Here is a 22562-nt window from a genome sequence, read left to right as displayed (position 1 = left end):
GTGAGAAAGACAATATTTTACCACAATTTCAATAAGTTATCTTTTTTGTCATGTACAAAGTCATAGTAGACACAACCTGATGAATGCGGTTTCAAAAACGCAAAATTAAGCCTAAGTAGGCTTGTTGATAATATATTGATTTATAAGAATCTTTGGTAGTGTCCCTTAACTTCCGTGATGAACTTCAGGCCAACTGGGGAACAGCTTTTCCGGAATGGGTCGCTTCTGCCATTCAAGAGGCGATACCCGGTACGACAAGAGTTCACGGGTTGTCCAAACATGATCAGTGATCCCCGCCGCCATAGCTGGCGTCACGGGACGCCAGCGCCGGGGAGAACCGGTGCCGAGCGTGGGTTCGGGAACCGGCAATGGAGTTCGCAAGCGGGCATGGGGCAACAGCAAATGGTAGTAAGCCAACGACAACCACATCTGTTTTTCAAACCAAGTCAAATCCTTGGAGAAGCCGTTGGTACGGCGGGTCAGACGACGATTCTGTTGTCGCTGGGTCAAGTTATCCCGTTCCACAAAACGGGTGTTGATCCGCTGACTCACCGACGATTGGGCCAGTCGGGTCGCCACCGCCGCCTGCTCGCCAAACACGACGGTGGTGTACACGGCGGTAATGCGCCCGCCGGCCCGCTGTTTGATGACTTGGGCGTACGACAGGTCGGCGCGCGGTCGCCGACGAGGCTTGGGATGAGCGCCTCGTGTCCCGCGTCGCGCCGGTTGATACCACATTCCCCATAGGTAGCCAACAACGCTTGGGTATAGGCAGGCCATTGATCGCTGGTAAAAAAAGGTACGGTTTCATCGGTCACCCACGCGACCTGCTCCAGCAATCGATCCGCACTGGCCTGATCGTGTTTGCCGATGACGAAACCCAAGACCAACCGCCAGACCGGCGCGAAGGCCAACCAGACCCAGGCATCGCCATAGGTGTCGGCGTACTGCTTTGCCCCCGGCAAATTTTCCTGCTTAGTATGAATAAAGCTCCACAACTCATCCAGTTGGCATTCCGTCACGGGCAGATCCCGCCACAGGGACAGCATCACCGTGCGGCATTGGCGCGCCGCCCGATCCAGCCAAGCACCCACTTGGTCTTTATCCACCTCGACGATCCGCGCGGTCGCCCGCAGCGAATTCCCCTCCGCCAACGCGCGCAGCACGGTCTCAAATTTCACCGGATCGGTTCCCAGGCCGTGGTAGGCCGTACCGTAGCTCAAGGTCACGCTACTTCCACAGGCCTGACAGCGGGCTTGCGTTGCGAACCAACCGTCCGATTTTGAAAGATTTTCCATAATACCAACAGCGAGGGTTAGGACAATACAGGGTCTCCCAGTCCATGCCAGCCTCCTCGATAGGAACATGACCTTCATCGAGGATGCCAAGCTGCCCTCAAACATAGGTAAGCTCATCACGGAAGTTAAGGGACACTACCGAATCTTTCAAGAGACCGGGAACTGCTGTTAATTCAGCCTATGAAGGCTAACCTGTTGATTGTGATCACCAAAACTGTCCGAAGTATTGTCTATTATAGTTGGGCAGAAATAGCCAGCATGAAAACGGTGACAGGATCGCTTTCTCAATGAAAATCGGGGTATGGACTCTGCTCGGCATCTTGTCGCTACCCGCGATGGTCAGCGCCCAAAATGCCAATGATGCGCCAGCCCGTTGCCACACTGAAGAAGACCTCGGCGAGCCTTTTACTCCGGTGGAATTCAAGGTGGTCGGTCAAGGCCGGTTGTATTTCTATTCGGCCCCGTTTCCTGAATGCAAAACGGCGATTTTCATCATTCCGAATGACTACGGCTATACCCAAGCACTGCATGAAGGTTGGGCATCGATCACTTACTTTTCTCAACAAGCGGGCGATGTCATTAGCGGCTGGGTTGAAGCGAAACGCTTGGAAATGACCGATCCGCGTGTAGCGCGTGGCGAGATCGACGCTCCGCCTAAAGCCGCATTTGCGCCGTAGCAAGATAGACTGACCATGACGATTAAAACCGCCAGTGATAAAGGCAAGAATGCTATGATTCACCGTGAGGTGATGGCTTCATTCATCACACAAGGAGATTAACCATGACTCTGGCCGAAACCATTTATCAACACAGTCTCTCTTTACCAGAACAAGCCGCCCGCGAAGTGCTGGATTTTGTTCAATTCATGGAGCAACGCTACTGCGTAACAGCGACTGACACGCTTCCGCAGACGTTGACGCCTGAGCAAAGAGCGGCCTACGCTCGCTTGTCGCGTCTTCAAATTGATTGGGAGGGAAAACCGATCACCGACCGGGATGAAGCTAATGCCCGCTGAACAACGTGCATTTATCGACAGCAATATCGTTCTTTACGCGCTTGGAGCTGAAACTCTAAAACAACAAGCGGCTTGGCGCGTTCTTTTTCAGTTTCCATTGATTTCAGTCCAAGTTTTGAATGAATGCAGCAATGTACTCATAAAAAAGCGAAAAATAGACAAATCACTGGTGCGAAGCACACTGCAAGATATTTTAAAATTTGTCTCGGTTGAAGCCATGGGTATGCCAATCGTTGAAACCGCTTGGATTTTGCTGGATCGCTATCGGTTTTCATATTTTGACAGCCTGATTCTGGCTTCGGCACTCACTGCTAATTGCCAAATTCTCTACTCTGAAGACCTGCACCACGGCCAAGTCATCGACGGGCGACTGACGATTATTAACCCTTTTCTGCCTGACGGACGCCCATAAGCGTGATACTGGCAAAGTCATCGTTGAATGTTAAGAACCAAGGTGGCATAACCGGCCAGCGATGAAAAGCAACAAGCAACGCCGTCAGGAAATCAAGGCGCAACGGCTGCGCCGCGCTGAACGGCAACTCCAAATCCGCCACGTCAACGCCCGACCGGTGGACCGCCCGATAGGCGCTGAACCCGTGACGCCCGCCCTGCTGCGAAGCAACAACAGCTATGGTATTCCTGATTTCGTCCAGCGCGGTTATTACCAAGATCGCCCGTTCCGTTGCAAGGACTGTGGAATAGAGGAAATCTGGACCGCCGCGCAACAACGCTGGTGGTACGAAGTAGCGCAGGGCGACGTGTGGACGGTGGCGGTACGCTGTCGCCGCTGTCGCCAGCAGGAACGCGCGCGAAAGGACGAGGCGCGACGCATTCATGGAGAGGGGTTGGCAGTGAAATCAATGGGCCGTACACATGAAGATGGTTCAAGTACAAACGGCTGACGAGATTGAAACGGCGCGGACGCTCTTTCGCGAATACCAGCGTTTCTTGGACGTCGATCTCTGCTTTCAGGGTTTCGAGGAAGAACTGGCCGCTTTGCCGGGATGTTATGCACCGCCGAAGGGCCGGTTGCTGCTGGCGTGGGAGGGCGAGCAGGCCGTCGGCTGTGTCGCACTGCGCCCGCTGGACGACGGAGCTTGTGAAATGAAGCGGCTCTTCGTCCGGCCCGACTCTCGTGGTCAAGGACTGGGGCGTCTTTTAGCCTCGCGGGTGGTGAGCGAAGCAACCGCCTTGGGCTATGTGGTCATGCGGCTGGACACTCTGGAAACACTGAACAGCGCCATGCAGCTTTATACCTCGATGGGTTTCCAGCGCCGTGCGCCCTATTACGCCAATCCCCTGTCGGGCGTGGTGTATTGGGAGCAGGCGTTATCGAATCAGACGCCGGCTTCGATGGCCGAAGGATCAGGCTACTCGCCCCATTTTTCACAACATCGAGCGGTTGCAACAGGCCGAGGCGTGGGATGAAGCCGGTCAGCGCTGCGCAGCGGGATCAACAGGGTGTTGTCCTGTTGGCGCTGCGGCCAGTTGCCCACCATCACACCGGGGCAAGCCCTGATCCCTTTCCACATGTGATAGGGATGATCATCTAACGCCGGTTGGGCAGCGGCCAAGATCGCTTCACCTTGAGCCTGAGCCTGTTCCTGCTGGCGACATTCTTCGATTTGCCGCTGCGTCTTGGCTTCGGCCCATTTGCGATCCCGGTCGGCGCGTTCTTCCTGGGTCAGTTCTGCCGTATCTTTGGCGCACCAGGTCTCGGTAATCCCGCGCTTCCAGCAGCCGAAGACGCCAGCAGCGACTTCATCAGCGTGCAGGACATACCAGGCGTTCGGACTCCGGTCACCGTTGGCTTTGATGCGATGCAATGCCCCGTCAGGAACGATGTCGCCGGAATAATCCAAGCCGGCAGTGTTGACCGCTTGGTGAAATTGAAAAATGACCTCAGATTCAGTAGTATTCACCATAAAATCACCGTAATAAGCGGCAAGGCGCGCTTCATGAGCAACGCTCAAGTCGTGGTTTTTGCTGAGGCCCGCTTTGTTGCTGGTAACAACGCGGCGGGCAGAAATGGCTTGCTAGGGCTAATTCAGCGTTTGCTTTTTCGATTCGCCACTGTCATCACTGGCAGTGGCTCTCTCCCTCCTTCTCTCATTAGGTTATGGGTCGGCTGTTGAGCTTTCCCGAAGATTGCCCCTCGAAAGGGATTTGGCCTTGACAGTGCGACACGGCCTTGTACCCACGCCTCCACTTCTTCATCCACCCACGCTACAGCGCGGGTGCCCAGTTGGACCGGTTTGGGAAAATTTCCCTCCTTGATCAATTTGTAAATCATGCTCCTGCCGTAACCGGTGTATCCGAGAACCGCTGGCAACCGAATCAATTTCATCCGTTCGTTCCTCCTACATGAATGCCCGTAGGTTAATGTGGAGTTCAAACGATCAACAAAACTATTCAGCGGATTTTTTGGACTCGAATAATTTCAAGTTACTGATCGCCGTTGCCACCTGCGATGGCTCCCAATCTTCATCGCCTATAATTTGCAAACCCAAGCACAGCAGGTAAACTCGAAGTGACTAATTCAATCTTTTCTTCATAAAATAACTGAACCAATTGTCGCATTCGGCGAGCGCGCAGCGTCTTTTTTCTTGAACTTAAAGCATAGCTTTGTTTATGATCTACATAAGCAGATGGGGCTTCAAGGTAGGTAAGACATTCGTTTGCTGCACTCACCGCCTTTGTGAATGCCTCCATTTCTTCAAAATAAGCCTGAAGCGAATCATCAAGAATAATATTTTCCTTGGTAAAGCCCTGATTGATAGAAAAAGGAAAAAACTCCAAGTATTGAGAGCTAACAGCAATAAATTCACATGCTGCTTTCCGAATGCTTGGAATTAATTCTTTCCTAGCCTCAATCTCCTCATCCACTTGTCTAAATGCTAAATCAGGGTCAAGGGATACGAACAAAAAAATGAACCTTTTAACTTGTTCAGGATTGCTATCCGCGAGTCGCCTGTAGAAATCATCCAAGCGTTCATCGGCGCTATCAGCACCAACCAGCGCCAACAATCGTTCTTTTCTTGGTGAAGGAAACGTAAAGTTTGCCAAAAGGAATTCGGCGTGTTCTCGAACGAAAGAGGGTACACTACGATGGAATTTCATCAGTAACCTTCTCCAGCTTGTAGTCGGGCACCCCTCCAAACGTGGAAGGTGGTAACCCTGTTTTACCCGATCAGGGTCAGGACTGATGGATGAAGATCAGCCTGCCTTGCGGAAATTGAAAGCGATAACCTTGCGCTCGTCGATCAAATCAGCAACCCAATCAGACCAGAATTGCAGCATAGTCTGCCGCTGCTCACGATATTCCGCCCGGTTGTAGATGCCGCGAACACCGCCTTGAGTATGATTCAGCGCTTTTTCAATCACATCTCCGGCATAGCCCATTTCATTCAAACGGGTACTGGCGGTTCGTCGTAAATCGTGGATGGTAAATTGTGGAATGCTAAACTGGATGCCCGTCATGTCATGGCCGCATTCAGTGTCATCGGCGAAATCGGTTGATGGGATACCCGGCCCGGCAATACCCATTCAGAATCGCCCGCCAACCCGTGCAATTCTCGGAATAGCTCAGTAGCCTGGCGGCTGAGATAAACAACGTGCGGCTTCTCGGTCTTGGAGTTTTCTGGGGGAATGAGCCACTCACCCCCATCGAAATGGAAGTGTTCCCAACGCGCCTGCGTCAGTTCACCTTTACGAGTCAGCGTCAACAGCAGTAGGTGCAGCGCCAGCTTGTTACGGCGGGCGATGTTGCTCTGGTAAAGCTCAACCAGGAAAGTGCGGATTTCGGCGGGTTCCAAGGCCCGGTCACGGGATTCCTGAGTGGTGATGAACCGGGTGGGCAAACTGGCGATGGGATTTTGTTCAACGAGAGTTTTTGCTTGTGCGTAGTCGAACAGCCGTTTAAGGCACCCGATTACCCACAAATCCCAACTCATTGTTAAGATGTAATTTTTCATCAAGTGGTAGGTAGGCGACATGAATTGGGCACAGGCCGAGTTTCACGATCTGGAGTTGGGGGATGAGCGGCGGACCCAGCGCTTGATCAAGTTGGTGGACGATCGGTCGGCGCAACCGACCGGGAGCATCCCGCTGGCCTGCGGAGGCTGGCCGGAAACCAAAGCGGCCTACCGGTTGCTGGACAACCCAGCGGTCGAGTGGCGGGAGATTCTGGAGGTCCATACCCCGCGGACGGTGGAGCGGATGGCGGGCCAACCGGTGGTCTTGTGCATTCAAGACACGACGGAACTGGATTTCACCTCGCAGCCGGGGATTGCCGGGCTGGGCCGATTGAGCTACGAAGCTCAGCACGGTTTGTACGTGCATCCGACTCTGGCGGTGACGCCGGCGGGGCTGGCGTTGGGGGTGCTGGACGCCTGGATGTGGGCGCGGAAGCCGAAAGACCCGCCCGATGTCAAGGAAAGCACCCGCTGGGTCGAGGGTTACGAGATCGTCGCCGATCGGGCCGAGACCGTGCCCGATAGCCGGCGGGTGTACGTGGCGGATCGGGAAGGCGACCTGCGGGCGCTGATCGACGCCGCCGCTCGGCGCGGCACGCCGGCGGACTGGCTGATCCGGTCCCAGCACAATCGCAAGACCACCACCGGTGAGAAGCTGTGGGCGCGGTTGGCCCAGAGCGAAGCGCTGGGGGAGGTCGAATTCACCCTGCCGGCGGCGCCGGATCGTCCCGCCCGGTTGGTGCGGCAGACGCTGTATCGCGAAGGGGTGACGCTGCCGGCGCATCACGGCCAACCCGCCGTGACCGTGACGGCGATTCTGGCCCGCGAGGAACGCCCGCCGGCCGGCGAGAAGGCGATTGAATGGCGGCTGCTGACCCACCGGACCGCCGAGACGCTGGAGCAGGTGGTCGAACTCATCGACGGGTATCGGCGGCGCTGGCTCGTGGAAATTTTCTTCAGAATTTGGAAATCGGGCTGCCAGGTCGAGGCCCTGCAACTGGCCACCCTGGAGCGGTTGGAGCGGGCCTTGGTCATTTACCTCATCATCGCCTGGCGCATCCTGCACTTGGTGACCTGGGGCCGGGACTGCCCGAATCTGCCGTGCGACGTGGGGTTCGATCCCGAGGAATGGCAGGCCGCCTGGATCGTGGCCCACCGTCACCCACCGCCGGCAACACCTCCACCCTTGGGACAGAGGGTGCGGTTGATCGCCGGCTTCGGCGGGTTTCTCGGGCGCAAACAGGACGGTCATCCCGGTCCCAAGGCGATCTGGGAAGGCATGCAGAAGGTCAGAGCGTTTGCCATCGCGTTGGAGGCCGGCCGTGCTGTGTATACCGGTGACGGATAAGTTGTGGGTAATCGGGTGCCGTTTAAGGATGCCGCGCAGCAGCGCCGCTGCGGATTCCCGACCCCCATCACGTTTGCGAAACACAATGGCTTGCACGTCCAGCGAGGTGACGTTTCGCAGGTGCTTGTCGCCAATGGCCGGAAGAATGTCAGCCGCTAAATACTGCTCGATGATTCGAGGATTTTTCCGATCCCGTCGCACGATTTCGTTTATCCAGATGGTCGCGAATTCGCGCACGGTCAGCGCATGGCTCAGTTCGGCCTTAGCCTGTTGCTTGCGATGGGCGGGTGACTCGCCCTGCGCGACCAGCGCCGCCAGCTCTGTCCGCTTTTGCCGGGCAATCTTGAGGGATAAATCGGGGTACTGGCCGAAGCTGACCTTTTCCTGTTTACCGGTCAGTCGGTAACGGTAGCGCCAGCAGACACCACCGGTGGGGAGAACTTCAACGTAAAGCCCGTCGCCGTCTGAAACGATGTAGGGCTTGGCTCTGGGCTTGAGCGCCTTGAGCTGGGTATCGGTCAGCGCTATTGTTTGCTGCCTCCTTAAGTCCAAATTACCCTTCCTGCAAGTCCATTATAAAACTTGGTCTTAATTTTGGACTCATTAGGACATGGCTTGTAGTGTATTGCTTTGGACTTTAGGAAACAACAAAACTTAATAATTAAAGTGGGTTACTCGCATGAATTAAACAGCCTTGGACAACCTTAGAAGTGACTCTACTTTCCAATACAAAAGCTGGAAAAAATTCGCGCTAATAAATCTTCCGACGTAAACGCTCCGGTAATTTCCGCCAATGCATTCTGTGCCTCACGCAATTCTTCAGCAACCAGTTCGCCGGCACGGATGATCTCCAACTGATACGCCGCCTGTTTCAGTGCCACTGTCGCTCGTTCCAACGCCTCCAAATGGCGACGGCGAGCCATAAAAAGACCTTCCCCACCGCCGTGATAACCCATGCAGGATTTGAGATGCTCGCGGAGCAGATTCAATCCCGCCTCGGTCTTGGCTGACAATAAAATTTCCGTCCCCCAGTCACTGTCACGAATCATCGGTTTTTGATCAGTCAGATCAATTTTATTGTGGATCACTGTTACGAGTATGCCCGCTGGCAATCGCTCCAGTAAGGCTCGATCCTCAGCAGTCAAACCCAGTTGATGATCTACTACCATGAGAATCCGGTCAGCGGTTTTAATCTCTGCCCAGGCGCGGCGAATGCCTTCCTGCTCTACCAGATCATTGCTATCGCGCAGGCCAGCCGTATCAATAATATGCAGCGGCATCCCGTCAATACTAATGTACTCGCGCAATACATCACGGGTAGTGCCAGCAATCGCAGTGACAATTGCCGTCTCGCGCCCAGCCAAATGATTCAGCAGGCTGGATTTACCCACATTAGGCCGACCGGCAATAACGACAGTCATCCCGTCACGCAATAAACGCCCTTGACCCGCAACGGCTTGCAGAACGCTTAACCGTTCCCGCAACTCCCGCAACTGTCCAGCAATCACCCCATCGGCGAGAAAATCAATTTCTTCTTCGGGAAAGTCAATCGCCGCCTCGACATAAATCCGCAACTCGACCAATCCATTGATTAACTCATTGACCTGCTTGGAAAAAGCGCCCTGTAGCGAGCGCAAGGCAGCACGGGCAGCAACAGTGGTATCACTGGCAATAAGATCGGCAATCGCCTCGGCTTGTGCCAAATCGAGTTTGTCGTTGAGAAAGGCGCGTTCGGAGAACTCGCCGGGGCGAGCCGGCCTTGCACCGAGTTCCAGCACCCGCGCCAGCAGTAAATCCATCACCACCGGTCCACCGTGGCCCTGGAGTTCCAATACATCTTCACCGGTAAAGGAATGAGGAGCGGGGAAATACAGCGCGATGCCTTCGTCGAGGATCGCGTCATTGCCGTCGCCGAAGCGACGGAATGTTGCTTGACGGGGAAGAGGGAGGCTGCCACAGACCGCTTGCGCAATAGCAGCACTGAGAGAACCTGACACCCGGATCACCCCGATACCACCCCGTCCGAGCGGCGTGGCGATAGCAGCAATAGTGTCCATCAGGTAAGGTTTATATCTGGCAGATTTGCTCTGACAGCGGAATCCCGGCTTCCCTGCCAGAATTACATCAGAGCGCGGATTATTTCTTCCGCTTGCCCGATAGTTGCTCGGACAGCGACCGCTTGGCGAGCATCAGCAGTTTCTTAGCCTGCTCAGCGATTTTACCGCCAATGCCGGCATTGTGCTTGGCCGCCACTACGTCAGTGCCGGCTTCGACCCGCTTGGTAATAACCCATTGCTGGGCAATGGACAGGGTATTATTCACCACCCAGTACAGCACCAACCCCGCCGGGAACCATAAAAACATGAAGGTAAACACCACCGGTAGCGCCATCATCACCTTGGCCTGAATCGGATCAGGCGGAGCGGGACTCAGCTTCTGCTGAATGAACATGGTCACGCCCATAATTAACGGCAGCACATAGTATGGGTCAGGAATCGCCATATCCTTAATCCACAACATGAACGGCGCTTGCCGCAACTGCACACTCTCCACCAGTACCCAATACAGGGCGATGAACACGGGAATCTGCACCAGAATCGGCAAACATCCGCCCAGCGGATTCACCTTTTCCTTCTTGTACAGACCCATCATCACTTCATTCATCTTTTGCTTATCGTCGCCGTATAACTCCTTGAGCCGGGTTAATTCTGGCGCCAGCCGGCGCATATTCGCCATTGAGCGGTAACTGGTCTCCGACAACTTATAGAACGCCAGCTTGATCAGGATGGTGAGAAAGATGATCGCCCAGCCCCAATTGCCGAGAATGGCGTGAATGGCCTTTAGCAGCCAGAACAACGGCTCGGCGATAATGGTCAACTTCCCATAATCCACTGTCAGTTGCAGATTGGGGGCGGTTCCCTCAAGAACATCGGACAGCTTTGGCCCCACATACAGGCGGGTGCGGAAATCACCGGTCGCTCCGGCAGGCACGGTCTGCACCACCCCGCGCATCCCCACCACATAACGATTTCCGCCGATTACCTTGGTATAGAAATCGTCGGTCTCGCCCGCATTAGGTATCCATGCGCCCAGGAAGTAATGCTGAATCATGGCGATCCAGCCGCCCTTGACCGACTGGTTCAGCTCCTGCTTGGCGATGGCGTCGAAGGAAATCTTCTCGTAGCGCTGTTCGGGCGTGGAAATCACCGCGCCGGTATAGGTAATCACGCCACCGCCAAAAAAACTGTTGCTCGTTTTCGGCGGAGTACGCTGAAACTGCCGGTACTGGCTGCCTTGCCAATCACTGGCGCTCCCATTCTCAACGCGCTGATTCAACTCCACCAGGAAACTGCCGCGCTTGAAGGTGTAGGTTTTGACCACCTTCAGGCCGGTGGGATCGACCCAGTTCAGTCGCACTTCCAACGTGTCCTGACCATCGGCCAGCCGGTATTCGCTATGTTCCGGGGTGAACGGGGCGTAATGGTTGGGCGCGGGAGTGTTATTCAACGCCACCAGCCCCGATTGGGCGATAAAAATTTCCGCGCCGCTATCCCGGAGCAGTTGGAACGGCTGATCCGGCTGTTGCACCGAGTCGGGATAGGTGCGCAGACCGACCCGGCGCAGATCGCCGCCCACTGTATCAATCTCGGCATCGAACAGATCAGTGGTCACTCGTACCCGCTGACCACTACCAAGCGCCAAGGGTCCCGCGCCCACCGCCGGAGCAGCAGCCGGTACATCCTGGCCCGGAAGGGCGGTGGCCACAGTGGGATTGGAGGCGTTCCCTGGCGCGGTGGCAACCGGCAGAGCCAGCGGCGGGTGTTTTTTGGTTTGAAATTCCAGCCAGTTCTGCCAAAGCATAAACACCACAAACATCAGAGCAGCAGCGAGCAATAAACGTTGGTTTTCCATCATCAATTCTTTGGAGGAAGTTCGGGAACAGGATCAACGCCGCCCGGATGCCAGGGATGGCAGCGCAGCACCCGCCGGATCGCCAGCCACCCGCCGCGTAAAACCCCATGGCGTTCGAGGGCTTCACAGGCATACTGGGAGCAACTTGGATAAAAACGGCAGTGATTGCCCAACACTGGGCTAATCCCCATCTGGTAGACGCGGATCAAGGCAATCAGGAGGGTACGCATGATCCCGCCAGTTTGCGCCAGTGCCGTTGCAGTGCCGTGAACAAGACAGCGCTATCCTGCTCCGCCAGACCGGCGCGACCCATCACTACGCAATCCAGTCCGCCAATCTCAAGCTGGTGGTAGCGGAAACTTTCGCGTACTACGCGCTTGATCCGATTGCGCGCCACTGCGGATTTGGCGACCTTGCGGGAAATAGCCAGACCCAAGCGGGGGTATCCAAGAAGGTTGGCGCGGGCCAGCACGGTGAACTGGCGGTCGCTGGATTTAATCGGCTGGGCGAACACGTCGGCAAAGGCGTTCCGGCCAGTCAGCCGGGCGCGGCGCGGAAAACAGGCGCCGCCGGCCATGATCTCAGGGTGCCAGACGGGCACGACCCTTGGCGCGCCGCGCCTTGATCACTTGGCGACCCCCACGAGTGGCCATGCGGGCGCGAAAACCATGGGTGCGCTTGCGATGAATAATGCTGGGTTGAAAAGTCCGCTTCATGATGATTCCTTGGAGGATGCAGATCGAAACCGGTGATCCGGTTCTAGTGAATTGGTGAAATTACTGATTCGGAGACAAATTTGTCAAGCTCTACGATCAGTGGCAAACGTGGAAGCGGTGGATAAGCCACCCGCCGCTCACTACACTGAACCCTCCTGGAATCATTTTATTGCGACACTTTGGAGAATTGCGCGTGAACCACGCCTTGTGGAAAGCCTGTCTGGAATGCTTGGAACGCGAACTGTCGGAAACCCAACTGAGTACCTGGATTCGCCCGCTGCACGCCCAGGAAGACGATAACACCCTGCGCTTACTCGCGCCCAACCGTTTTGTACTCGATTGGGTGAAGAAGCACCATCTGGCGCAAATCGAGGCCGTGATCGAACGCCTGCAACCTGAACGACGACCTCAGGTGCTGCTGGAAATTGGCAGTGGCGGCATATTGCCCGCGTCGGCGGTTCCACCCGATGAGCCTGCTCCAGCGGCAATCCATCCCGACCCGTCACCTCGCGACACCACTGAACTGCTCAAGAGCGCCAACCTCAACCCGGATTTTACTTTTGCCACCTTCGTCGAGGGCAATTCCAATCAGTTGGCGCGGGCGGCCTGCCTGCAAGTCGCCGCGAATCCCGGCACTGCCTACAACCCACTGTTCATTTATGGCGGCACCGGTCTGGGCAAAACTCACCTGATGCACGCGGTGGGTAACATGCTGCGAGAGCGCAGTTCCGAGATGCGGGTGGTCTACCAGCATTCCGAACAGTTCGTGGCCGATATGGTTCGCGCCTTGCAGCACAACGCCATTAACGAATTCAAGCGTCGCTACCGGGTGCTGGACGCACTGCTGATCGATGACGTGCAGTTTTTGGCGGGTAAAGAGCGCTCGCAGGAGGAATTTTTCTACACTTTCAACAGCTTACTGGAAAGCCGCCAGCAAGTAATCTTAACCTGCGACCGCTATCCCAAGGAAGTTTCCGGGCTGGAAGACCGCTTGAAATCCCGTTTCGGCTCCGGGCTGACCGTCGCCATCGAACCGCCAGAACTGGAAACGCGGGTCGCGATCCTCAAGATCAAGGCTGATCAGACCCACATTGGATTGCCCGACGAAGTGGCGTTTTTCATCGCCCAGCGCATCCGTTCCAACGTCCGTGAACTGGAAGGAGCCTTGCGGCGGGTCTATGCCAATTCCCAATTTACCGGCAAGGCCATCACCATCGGTTTCGTCAAGGAGGCGCTGAGCGACCTGCTGACGCTACAAGACAAACAGGTCACCTTGGAGAATATTCAGAAGACCGTGGCGGACTACTACAAGATTCCGGTCAGTGATTTGCTCTCCAGCAGTCGGTTGCGCACCTTGTCCCGTCCCCGACAAATGGCGATGACGCTGACCAAGGAGCTTACCGATCTCAGTTTACCGGACATCGGTGAAGCCTTCGGCGGTCGTGACCATACCACGGTGCTTCATGCCTGCCGGAAGACCCGGGAACTCCAGCGTCGTGACCCGCAGATCCGTGATGATTACACTACTTTGCTAACCACGCTCACAAACTAGCGAATCCCCTGTGGATAACTGCTGTGGATAAGTGGAACAACTTTCCATCCGGGTTTTCTTCGGTAGTATCAAAATTATGTATTAAATTTATAAAAATAATAAAATCAGTAATATTATCACTTTTTTTTTATGAAAAACCTGATTATCAGGATTTTTGTATTAAATTAACGATTTTTTTGTATCAATTTTATAGATATTTATAATCAGTCTGTTAAAATGCTATTTATCTTTAATTTCTCCATTTTTTACTATTCTCATCAAAAAAACCAAAAACCGTGCGGCGTAGCCTGTGGATAAGTCTGTGGATAAGTCACCAATTTCTGTGGATAAGTCGGCAAAGCCTGTGGATAACTTATCCACAGGCTAAAAAGTTATCCACAGGGTACCCCGACTTATCCACAGAAACCCCCGACTTATCCACAGACTTATCCACAGGGAAAGGCATATTAACTCCATGAATAAAAAGAAATAGTGAAAAGTTATCCACAGAAAATGCCCTCACTAATAATTATAATCTTTTATATTTATAAAAGAAGTTGATTACTATTGGATGCTGCCAAAATCGAACGCCGTAAACAGCAATAATTTTAAATTACCCATGGCTTCAGTAGGAATTTACCCTTCGTATCCAAGCCAAGGATCACCCTGCATCGGAGACCCCATGAAACTGGAAGCCAAGCGTGAGCAGTTACTGAAACCACTCCAGCATGTCATCGGCGCAGTCGAGCGTCGGCAAACCCTGCCGATCCTGACCCATGTGCTGATGACTGCACGGGAGCGCGACCTGACCCTGACGGCGACGGATCTGGAAGTGGAATTATCAGTCCGCGCTGATTTGCCTGCCGATACCCCCGGCGCGATCACCCTGCCCGCCCGCAAACTGCATGACATCCTGCGCGCCCTGCCGGAAGACGGCACAGTGACGTTGAGCATTGAAGGCGAAAAAGCGACGGTGCGCTGCGGTCGCAGCCGCTTCACCCTGGGCATATTGCCCGCCGCCGATTTCCCTACCCTGGAGGACTTGCCGTTCGAGGGCAATATCCGCTTGCCCCAAGGCACCCTGCGCAGCTTGATCGAACGCACTCACTTCGCCATGGCCCAGCAGGATGTGCGTTACTACCTGAACGGCCTGCTGCTTGAAGTCGGTCCCGGTCTGTTGCGGGTGGTAGCGACCGACGGCCACCGGCTGGCGTTCCAGGAATTGCCCACTGAGGTTGACGTCGCGGAGACCCGCCAGGTGATTGTGCCGCGCAAAGGTGTGTTGGAGCTGATGCGGCTGCTGGCCGACAATGACACCGAGGTCGTGCTTAAACTCGGAGCCAATCACATCCGCCTGGTGCTGGGCGACATCCGCATGACCTCCAAGCTGATTGACGGCAAGTTCCCCGACTACCAGCGGGTGATTCCGCGTGAGGGCAGCCGGGTGGTCATCGCTGACCGGGTCGCCTTGCGCAATGCCCTGACTCGCACCAGCCTGGTACTCAGCGACAAAACCCAGGGCATCCGCCTGCAAATGGACGATTGGATTCTGCGGACCCAGGCCCAGAATCCTGAGCAGGAGGAAGCCGAGGAAGAAGTTGAAATTAATTACAGTGGTGGCCCGCTGGAGATCGGTTTCAATGGCAGCTACCTGCTCGACGCGCTAGGTGCATTGGGCGGGGAACTGGCCAAGCTGTCCTTCGCCGACGCAGGCAGCAGTTGCCTGATTGAAGAAGCCGAGGGTGGCGGCGGCAAGCACGTCATCATGCCAATGCGGCTCTAAACGCCGCGCCCTGAATGTGGGTTTCCAGCCTCGACATCTCCGGGTTCCGCAACCTGCGACCGCTCCAACTGAGCTGTGCATCAGGCCTGAACCTGATCATTGGTCCTAACGCCTCCGGCAAGACCAGCTTGCTGGAGGCGTTGTACGTTCTGGGGCGCGGGCGTTCGTTTCGCAGCCGCCAGCCCCGTGAGCTGATTCAGAGCGGCGCGACGGCGTTCCGGGTAGTAGCGCTGATGGCCGGCAGCGATGGCCGCAGGGTGCCGGTCGGGATCGAACGCGACGCCCGTGAATTGACCGCCCGCGTCGGCGGCGTACCCACTCGCTCACTGGTGGAACTGGCTCGGCAAATCCCGGTGCTGCTGCTCAATCCTGACAGCCACCGCCTGCTGGAGGACGGGCCGAAGCAGCGGCGACGGTTCATGGATTGGGGATTGTTTCACGCCGATCCGGGCTTTCTCGACGCTTGGCGGCGCTACGATGCGGCGCTGCGCCACCGCAACGCCGCGCTGCGGATGCATGCAGCCGACCGGGTGGTCGATGCCTGGGACGGTGAACTGGCAACAGCGGCCCCGCTTCTCGACCGGTTGCGTGGAATCTTCTGTGAGGCGCTAGGAAGCGTTTTAGGGCCGCTGGCGGCAGCGACCCTGGGCAAGGTTGGGGTCGGGGTGGAATATCGTCGTGGCTGGCCTCTGGAGCCGCTTGAGCGGGGTTTTGCTTCATGGCTTCGGGCTGGGCGCGACCAGGACCGTCAACAAGGCCATACCCGGCTGGGACCGCATCGGGCTGATTTCAGCGTGCGCATCGCGGATCGGCCACCGGCTGAGGCGTTGTCGCGGGGTCAGCAGAAGCTGCTGGTCATTGCTCTGGTGCTGGCGCAGGCGGAACTCTACCGGCGTCATACCGGCGATGCCTGCATCCTGCTGATTGACGATTTGCCGGCGGAACTGGATGCGGAGAGCCGGGCGCGGGTGATGCGGGCGCTGGCTGAACTGGAGACACAACTGTTCGTGACTGCTATCGAACCGGTTTTGCTGAACGCTGCGCCTTGGCGCGAGGCGCGAACCTTCCGGCTAACGCACGGCGAGGTGAGTGAAGTGGTATAATCCGCAACTTTATTCACGGATTCGGTAAACAAAAATTCTTATGAACGATTCGTCCTACACCTCGTCAAGCATTACGGTTCTGGAAGGGCTGGACGCTGTCCGCAAACGGCCCGGCATGTACATCGGCGACACCGATGACGGCACCGGTCTGCATCACATGGTTTTCGAGGTGGTGGATAACTCGATTGACGAGGCGCTGGCGGGCTATTGCACTGAAATCAGTGTCACGATTCATGTGGGTGAGTCGGTGACGGTGGTGGATAACGGGCGCGGTGTTCCGGTCGATGAACATTCCAAAGGCCGATCCGCTGCTGAGGTCATCATGACCGTGTTACATGCCGGCGGTAAATTCGATGACCGCTCCTACAAGGTTTCCGGTGGTCTGCACGGGGTGGGTGTATCCGTAGTCAATGCCCTGTCCGAATCATTGCGGCTGACCATTCGCCGCGACGGCAAGGTGCATGTGCAGGACTACCGACTTGGCGTCCCGCAAGCGCCCTTGCGCGTGGTCGGCGACACGGACTTGACCGGCACTGAAATCCGCTTCAAACCCGGTTCCATCTTCAGCAACATTGATTTCCATTACGACGTACTGGCCAAGCGGTTGCGTGAGTTATCGTTTCTTAATTCCGGGGTGCGTATCCGCCTGAATGACGAGCGTACCGGCAAGAATGATATCTTTGAATATCAAGGCGGGATTAAAGCCTTCGTTGAACATCTGAATCGTAATAAAACTCCGTTGCATGATTGCGTCTTTTATCTAAATACCAGTCGTGATGATATTCAGGTTGAACTGGCGTTGCAATGGAATGATTCCTATCAGGAAGGGGTATTTTGCTTTACCAATAACATTCCGCAACGGGACGGTGGCGCTCACTTGGCCGGGTTGCGTGGCGCATTAACCCGCACCTTGAATCAATACATGGAAGCGGAAGGGATTCTGAAAAAAGCCAAGGTTGAAACCAGCGGTGATGATGCCCGTGAGGGTTTAACTGCGGTGCTGTCGGTAAAATTGCACGACCCGAAATTTTCGTCGCAGACCAAGGACAAGCTGGTGTCGTCCGAGGTTAAGCCGGTAGTCGAGTCGGTCGTAGCGGAGAAATTGCAGGAATTCCTGCTGGAAAATCCCGGCGAGGCCAAGGCGATTACCGGCAAGATCGTGGATGCGGCCCGGGCGCGGGAAGCAGCGCGGCGCGCCCGCGAGATGACTCGCCGCAAGGGGGCGCTGGACATCGCCGGTCTGCCGGGGAAACTGGCCGATTGCCAGGAGAAAGACCCCGCGCTGTCCGAGTTGTTTCTGGTCGAGGGTGATTCCGCCGGCGGTTCCGCCAAGCAAGGCCGCGACCGTCGGTTTCAGGCTATCCTGCCGCTCAAAGGCAAGATTCTGAATGTAGAAAAGGCGCGTTTCGACAAGATGCTTCAGTCGGCTGAAGTCGGTACGCTGATTACTGCGCTGGGTTGCGGCATCGGTCGAGAAGAGTTTAACCCCGACAAGTTGCGCTATTATCGGATTATTCTGATGACTGACGCCGATGTAGATGGATCGCATATTCGGACTTTATTACTGACTTTCTTCTATCGACAAATGCCGGAATTAATCGAGCGCGGCCATATTTTTATTGCCCAGCCCCCGCTGTATAAGGTCAAGAAAGGCAAGCAGGAGCAGTATGTTAAAGATGATGTGGAACTGTCCGCCAATTTATTGCAAACAGCGCTGGACGGGGCATCGTTGGTGACAGATAACAGCGCGCTGATGACGCTGACGGGGACTGTTCTGGAACAACTGGCGCGGGACTATATGGCCATCATGGCGATGGTTCAGCGGCTATCCCGCCGTTACGATAGCGCGTTACTGGAGCAACTGATTTATTTGCCGGCGCTGGATGCGCAGCGGCTGCGTGACAGCGCTTGGCTGCGCGAGTGGGCTGAAACCCTGAGTGGGCGGTTAAATGCCGGAGTGCATGACCGTTCGGTTTACGCAGCGGCTATTGAACTTCGTGAGGATCGCGAAGGTTACGATGTGATAGTGACTCGTAATACCCACAGTCTGGCTCGCCATATCCGGTTGACCCCTGAATTTTTCAGCTCTCACGAATATGCTGCATTGGCTCAATTCGGTACCCGACTGGCGGGCTGGTTTGACCACAGTGCGGAAGTACGGCGCGGTGAGCGCACTCAGAATGTGCGTCATTTCCGGGGAGTAATGGAGTGGCTGCTGGAAGAAGCCAAGCGCGGCCAGCATATCCAGCGTTACAAGGGTTTGGGTGAGATGAACCCGGAACAGTTGTGGGATACTACAATGAATCCAGAGACGCGCCGCCTGCTCCGGGTTCGGGTCGAGGATGCAGTGGCTGCTGACGAGGTTTTTACGACCTTGATGGGTGATCAGGTTGAGCCGCGACGCGATTTTATCGAGAAGAACGCACTGGATGTTCTTAATCTCGATATCTGAAATGTCCAATCAAGCTACTTAATAACTTGATTCGTCGTCATACTCGTGAAAACGGGAATCCAGTATCCGTGCCCATCAAAGGCTTCTTCGGTGGGCACGCTTCGTTTTGCCCATCCCACAACGGTACAGAATGTGGTATTAGAACTACTGGTGCGTGTAATGGGGAGAAACAGTTGAATCATCACGCTTTGCTGATCGTTGATGACGAGAAAGAAATTCTGCGGAGTCTCACCTTAACCTTTGAGGGTGATTACGAAGTCTTTACGGCATCCAGTGCCAGCGCAGCGTTAGAGATACTGCAACAGCAGAACATTGCACTCGTCATCGCTGATCAACGAATGCCGGAAATGACCGGAGCGGAATTGTTCGCAAAAACCGTGCAAACCAATCCGCATAGTATCCGCATTATTCTTACTGGCTACACCGATACCGCCTCGCTGGTTCAGGCGATTAACCAAGGCCATATCTACCAGTACATCACTAAGCCTTGGGATCGACAGGAACTGCGAATCATCGTCAAACGGGCACTGGAAAAGTATGAACTGTCCCTGACCAATCAGCGCCTGCTCAAAGAATTGGAAGCGACCAATGATCGGTTGTCCAACGAAAACGAATTTTTGAAGCGTGAAATCAGCAAGGAATTGCAAGGTGCCGAGATCATTGGGAAAAGCGCGATCATGCAGCGGGTTTGTGAAGTCGTTAACAAAATTATCGATCATTCAGTCACGGTGATGCTGACTGGAGAAACCGGCACCGGCAAAACCTTGTTGGCTCGCTATATTCACCAACAGGGTCCGCGCAAGAATAAACTTTTCGTTGAACAAAATTGTGGGACTCTGCCTGAGGAGTTGCTGGAGAGCGAACTGTTTGGCCACAAACGCGGCGCTTTCACTGGTGCTATTCAAGACCGGAAAGGTTTATTTGAAGTGGCCGATGGTGGCACCCTTTTTCTGGATGAAATCAGCGAAATGAGTCCAGCGCTTCAAGTTAAATTGTTACAGGTTTTACAAGAAGGGCAGTTTCGCCGGGTCGGCGAGAATGAGTACCGGCAGGTAGATGTCCGGATCATCGCAGCGACAAACAAGGATTTAATGGCAGCGATTAAAAAAGATCAGTTTCGGGCGGATTTGTATTATCGGCTTAATGTCTTTCCGATTGATATTCCACCGCTACGGGAACGGATTGAAGATATTTCGCTGCTGGCTGATCATTGCTTGAATAAACGCCGGCATAAACTGAAGCATCCAGTAACAGGATTCAGTGAGGATGCCTTGCAAACCTTATATCAGTATGACTATCCAGGCAATGTACGGGAATTGGAAAACCTGATTGATCGGGCAGTGATTTTGAACGATGGCGCTCAAATTGAAGCTGGGGAGTGGTTACCGCGCTTGCCGGTGAACATCAATAATCTGTCCAGAGTCGAACAGTTCGAGAAAATTGAAATAAAGCGACTTGTTGAGCTGTATCAAGGCGACCTGGATCAAGTCGCCAAGGAACTGAAAATGAGCCGTTCCACGTTATGGCGGCGGATGAGGAGTTATCTGCTGGACTCCAATCCAGTCGTCGCTGTTTCAAAATGAAACGCGCTGAAAAAAAGCCGTTTCAGAATTGAAATGCTGCCGCGCTTCGTTCTCACCTCCCTCCGGTTTTGCTCCAGCTTCTATTGCTCTGTTTTCTTTAATACTCATGATGTTATCCCCTGAATCCTCATCAGCAAAGAGTGAGGGGGCTGGCTTGGGAAATTGGCTTAATTTTTGCTCAATACGCCATGCAATGGCTTAAACATCATCCACCTCGCCACCGCACCGATCAGGAAGGAACGGGCTTCTCAATGGCAAGACGATCCGCTGTTTTCCAAGCCAAAGCAAAAATCCTGAACTACGCTTCGTAGCTCATCCATTGATTTAATGAGGATTAAGGTTGTGTTCAAAAATCTCAAATTACGCACCCAACTGAACTCCGGGTTCGCCGCAGTCATCGTGCTGCTGATTATCGTAGCGGGGACGGCTTATTGGGGCTTGCAGGGGGCATTCGATGGCTTTACCGAGTACCGAAGGCTGGCCCGCGCCAGTAACCGCGTCGCCGACTTCCAGGATCACATGTTGAGCGTGCGGCTGGCGGTTCGGAGCTTTATCGCCAATCACAGCGATCAAGCAGCCCAAGACTATCGGGGAAACTTCGGTGGAATGATATCGAAGATCAAAGAGTTAAAGGAGAACGTCAAGAATCCGGAGCGGGCGAAGACGGTCGTGTTTCTGGACGAGCAAACTGCAAAATACGACGCCACCTTTGTGCAGGTCATGGCACTGGTCAAGCAGCGTTTGGAGGCTATTGGCCGGCTTAACGAAACCGGTCTGGCCATGCGACAGGCTGTCACCAAGATGATCGATGCCGCCGCGCAGAATAAAAACCTGGAGGACGCAGTGCTGGCCGGAAAGCTGCAAGAGCAGGTGCTGCTGGGGCGTCTGTACATGGTCAAATATTTGGAATCGCACACCAGCCAGGATTTTTCCCACGCCAAGGAGGATATGCAGGCCAAAGTCGGGGAGTTGGCTAAGGCACTGCACCAAAAGACCCAGGATGCCGGACTGCGGGCACTGCTGGAGCAGTTCAACAAGGAGCATCAGGCTTATGTGACCCTGATGACGACTGTTTTTGATCTGACCGAGAAAAGTGATGACCTGATCCAGAACACCTTGAACCGGATCGGCCCGGAAGTCGCCAAGGCCACTGAAGAGTTGAAAACGGCCTACGAAACTGCTCAAAACGCGCTGGGTCCGCAGGTGCAGCGCAGCAATGACATCGCGATGGCGGTGGTGACTGGGCTGTCGGTGGCAGCGGTGATCATCGGCATACTGTTGGCTTGGCTGCTGGTGCGCATCATCCAGCGCCCGATTGGCGGCGAACCGGCGGAAATGGCCGCGATCACCCAACAAATCGCCCACGGCGATCTCACCGTGCGCTTCACCGATACCGGGAAGGAAACCGGCGTTTATGCCGCGATGCGTGATATGGCGACACAATTAAAGGAGATGGTCACCCAAGTCACCCAGTCCACCGCCCAAGTCAGTTCCGCCGCTGCCGAAATCGCTCAAGGCAGTAGCGATCTGGCGCAACGCACTGAAGAACAGGCCTCGGCGCTGGAACAAACCGCCTCCAGCATGGAGGAACTGACCAGCACCGTGAAGCAAAGCGCCGACAACGCCGGGCAAGCCAACCAGCTCGCCAGCGCGGCTCGGACTCAAGCCGAACAGGGCGGACACGTGGTCGATCAAGCGATTACCGCAATGAGCGCGATCAACCAGAGCAGCCGCAAAATTGCCGACATCATCGGGGTGATTGACGAGATTGCCTTTCAGACCAACCTGCTGGCGCTGAACGCGGCGGTCGAAGCGGCGCGGGCGGGCGAGCAGGGGCGGGGCTTTGC

At 55.1% G+C, this 22562-nt stretch carries 22 protein-coding genes and 2 pseudogenes; 12 read left to right on the top strand and 12 right to left on the bottom strand.

Annotated elements, in window-relative coordinates; translation table 11 throughout:
- Positions 1–165: 165 nt before the first annotated feature.
- Positions 166–1229: pseudogene (locus BN874_RS23555) on the bottom strand (IS1-like element ISBeg1 family transposase).
- A gap of 356 nt (positions 1230–1585) precedes the next feature.
- On the opposite strand from BN874_RS23555, the gene BN874_RS10675 reads away from it, so the two are divergent.
- The 5 genes from BN874_RS10675 (at position 1586) to BN874_RS10655 (ending at position 3741) form a co-directional block, all read left to right on the top strand.
- Entirely contained in the window at positions 1586–1975 is a 390-nt protein-coding gene (locus tag BN874_RS10675; RefSeq protein WP_051497703.1) for a hypothetical protein, read from the top strand.
- A gap of 104 nt (positions 1976–2079) precedes the next feature.
- Entirely contained in the window at positions 2080–2313 is a 234-nt protein-coding gene (locus BN874_RS10670) for a DUF2281 domain-containing protein (protein ID WP_034433005.1), read from the top strand.
- On the top strand, positions 2303–2725 hold the full coding sequence (locus BN874_RS10665) for a PIN domain-containing protein (protein WP_034433003.1): 423 nt from the start codon (positions 2303–2305) through the stop codon (positions 2723–2725). Before BN874_RS10670 ends, BN874_RS10665 begins: the two co-directional genes overlap by 11 nt.
- 61 nt (positions 2726–2786) lie before the next feature.
- A complete protein-coding gene (locus tag BN874_RS10660; RefSeq protein WP_081756310.1) occupies positions 2787–3215 on the top strand; it encodes a zinc-ribbon domain containing protein in 429 nt (142 codons plus the stop codon).
- Positions 3187–3741 (top strand): GNAT family N-acetyltransferase, encoded by a 555-nt coding sequence (locus tag BN874_RS10655; RefSeq protein WP_081756309.1) that lies wholly within the window; start codon positions 3187–3189, stop codon positions 3739–3741. The genes BN874_RS10660 and BN874_RS10655 overlap by 29 nt, the downstream gene beginning before the upstream one ends.
- Here BN874_RS10655 and BN874_RS10650 read toward each other — a convergent pair.
- The 5 genes from BN874_RS10650 to BN874_RS26035 form a co-directional block, all read right to left on the bottom strand.
- Complete coding sequence (locus BN874_RS10650) at positions 3684–4286, bottom strand: hypothetical protein (protein WP_051497702.1); 603 nt, start codon at positions 4284–4286, stop codon at positions 3684–3686. The genes BN874_RS10655 and BN874_RS10650 overlap by 58 nt on opposite strands.
- A 74-nt stretch (positions 4287–4360) precedes the next feature.
- Positions 4361–4660 (bottom strand): AlpA family phage regulatory protein, encoded by a 300-nt coding sequence (locus tag BN874_RS26210; protein ID WP_034433001.1) that lies wholly within the window; start codon positions 4658–4660, stop codon positions 4361–4363.
- 137 nt (positions 4661–4797) lie between these two features.
- Positions 4798–5433, bottom strand: a complete 636-nt coding sequence (locus BN874_RS10640; protein ID WP_034432999.1) for a hypothetical protein — start codon at positions 5431–5433, stop codon at positions 4798–4800.
- A gap of 96 nt (positions 5434–5529) precedes the next feature.
- The gene (locus BN874_RS26040; RefSeq protein WP_051497701.1) at positions 5530–5793 is read right to left on the bottom strand and encodes a tyrosine-type recombinase/integrase; all 264 of its coding nucleotides are present in this window, start codon (positions 5791–5793) and stop codon (positions 5530–5532) included.
- Positions 5790–6254, bottom strand: coding sequence for a tyrosine-type recombinase/integrase (locus BN874_RS26035; protein ID WP_195912166.1), 465 nt, complete (start codon positions 6252–6254; stop codon positions 5790–5792). Before BN874_RS26035 ends, BN874_RS26040 begins: the two co-directional genes overlap by 4 nt.
- Before the next feature lie 52 nt (positions 6255–6306).
- Between BN874_RS26035 and BN874_RS10630 the strand changes: the two genes are divergently transcribed.
- Positions 6307–7635: an IS4 family transposase gene (locus BN874_RS10630; RefSeq protein ID WP_034432997.1), complete on the top strand. Its 1329-nt coding sequence runs from the start codon at positions 6307–6309 to the stop codon at positions 7633–7635.
- Positions 7636–7914: 279 nt separating this feature from the next.
- On the opposite strand, the pseudogene BN874_RS26405 reads toward BN874_RS10630, so the two are convergent.
- From BN874_RS26405 to rpmH, 6 genes and pseudogenes are all read right to left on the bottom strand, one after another.
- Positions 7915–8187, bottom strand: a pseudogene (locus BN874_RS26405) (Arm DNA-binding domain-containing protein); the annotation flags it as partial.
- 164 nt (positions 8188–8351) lie between these two features.
- Positions 8352–9692 (bottom strand): tRNA uridine-5-carboxymethylaminomethyl(34) synthesis GTPase MnmE, encoded by a 1341-nt coding sequence (gene mnmE / locus BN874_RS10625; protein ID WP_034432995.1) that lies wholly within the window; start codon positions 9690–9692, stop codon positions 8352–8354.
- A 79-nt stretch (positions 9693–9771) separates the two neighbouring features.
- Positions 9772–11547: a membrane protein insertase YidC gene (gene yidC, locus BN874_RS10620; protein WP_081756307.1), complete on the bottom strand. Its 1776-nt coding sequence runs from the start codon at positions 11545–11547 to the stop codon at positions 9772–9774.
- Between the two features lie 2 nt (positions 11548–11549).
- Complete coding sequence (gene yidD / locus BN874_RS10615) at positions 11550–11777, bottom strand: membrane protein insertion efficiency factor YidD (RefSeq protein ID WP_034432993.1); 228 nt, start codon at positions 11775–11777, stop codon at positions 11550–11552.
- A complete protein-coding gene (rnpA, locus tag BN874_RS10610; RefSeq protein WP_230314401.1) occupies positions 11762–12148 on the bottom strand; it encodes a ribonuclease P protein component in 387 nt (128 codons plus the stop codon). The genes yidD and rnpA overlap by 16 nt, the downstream gene beginning before the upstream one ends.
- On the bottom strand, positions 12129–12263 hold the full coding sequence (rpmH, locus tag BN874_RS10605; RefSeq protein WP_034432988.1) for a 50S ribosomal protein L34: 135 nt from the start codon (positions 12261–12263) through the stop codon (positions 12129–12131). Before rpmH ends, rnpA begins: the two co-directional genes overlap by 20 nt.
- Positions 12264–12456: 193 nt before the next feature.
- Here rpmH and dnaA point away from each other — a divergent pair, with 193 nt between their 5' ends.
- The 6 genes from dnaA to BN874_RS26205 all read left to right on the top strand — a co-directional run.
- The gene (gene dnaA / locus BN874_RS10600) at positions 12457–13815 is read left to right on the top strand and encodes a chromosomal replication initiator protein DnaA (RefSeq protein WP_034432987.1); all 1359 of its coding nucleotides are present in this window, start codon (positions 12457–12459) and stop codon (positions 13813–13815) included.
- A gap of 661 nt (positions 13816–14476) precedes the next feature.
- Positions 14477–15577 (top strand): DNA polymerase III subunit beta, encoded by a 1101-nt coding sequence (gene dnaN, locus BN874_RS10595; protein WP_034432985.1) that lies wholly within the window; start codon positions 14477–14479, stop codon positions 15575–15577.
- A gap of 14 nt (positions 15578–15591) precedes the next feature.
- The gene (gene recF, locus BN874_RS10590; protein WP_034432983.1) at positions 15592–16680 is read left to right on the top strand and encodes a DNA replication/repair protein RecF; all 1089 of its coding nucleotides are present in this window, start codon (positions 15592–15594) and stop codon (positions 16678–16680) included.
- Between the two features lie 40 nt (positions 16681–16720).
- Entirely contained in the window at positions 16721–19132 is a 2412-nt protein-coding gene (gyrB, locus tag BN874_RS10585) for a DNA topoisomerase (ATP-hydrolyzing) subunit B (protein WP_034432981.1), read from the top strand.
- 173 nt (positions 19133–19305) lie between these two features.
- A complete protein-coding gene (locus BN874_RS10580) occupies positions 19306–20715 on the top strand; it encodes a sigma-54-dependent transcriptional regulator (RefSeq protein WP_034432979.1) in 1410 nt (469 codons plus the stop codon).
- Between the two features lie 342 nt (positions 20716–21057).
- On the top strand, positions 21058–22562 hold a 1505-nt coding region (locus tag BN874_RS26205), incomplete at its 3' end, for a HAMP domain-containing methyl-accepting chemotaxis protein (protein ID WP_034432977.1).

The sequence above is a fragment of the Candidatus Contendobacter odensis Run_B_J11 genome, assembly GCF_000531125.1.
GTDB lineage: Bacteria > Pseudomonadota > Gammaproteobacteria > Competibacterales > Competibacteraceae > Contendibacter > Contendibacter odensensis.
Note: the sequence above shows the minus strand (reverse complement) of the source record. Positions and strands in the feature narration are given on the sequence as shown.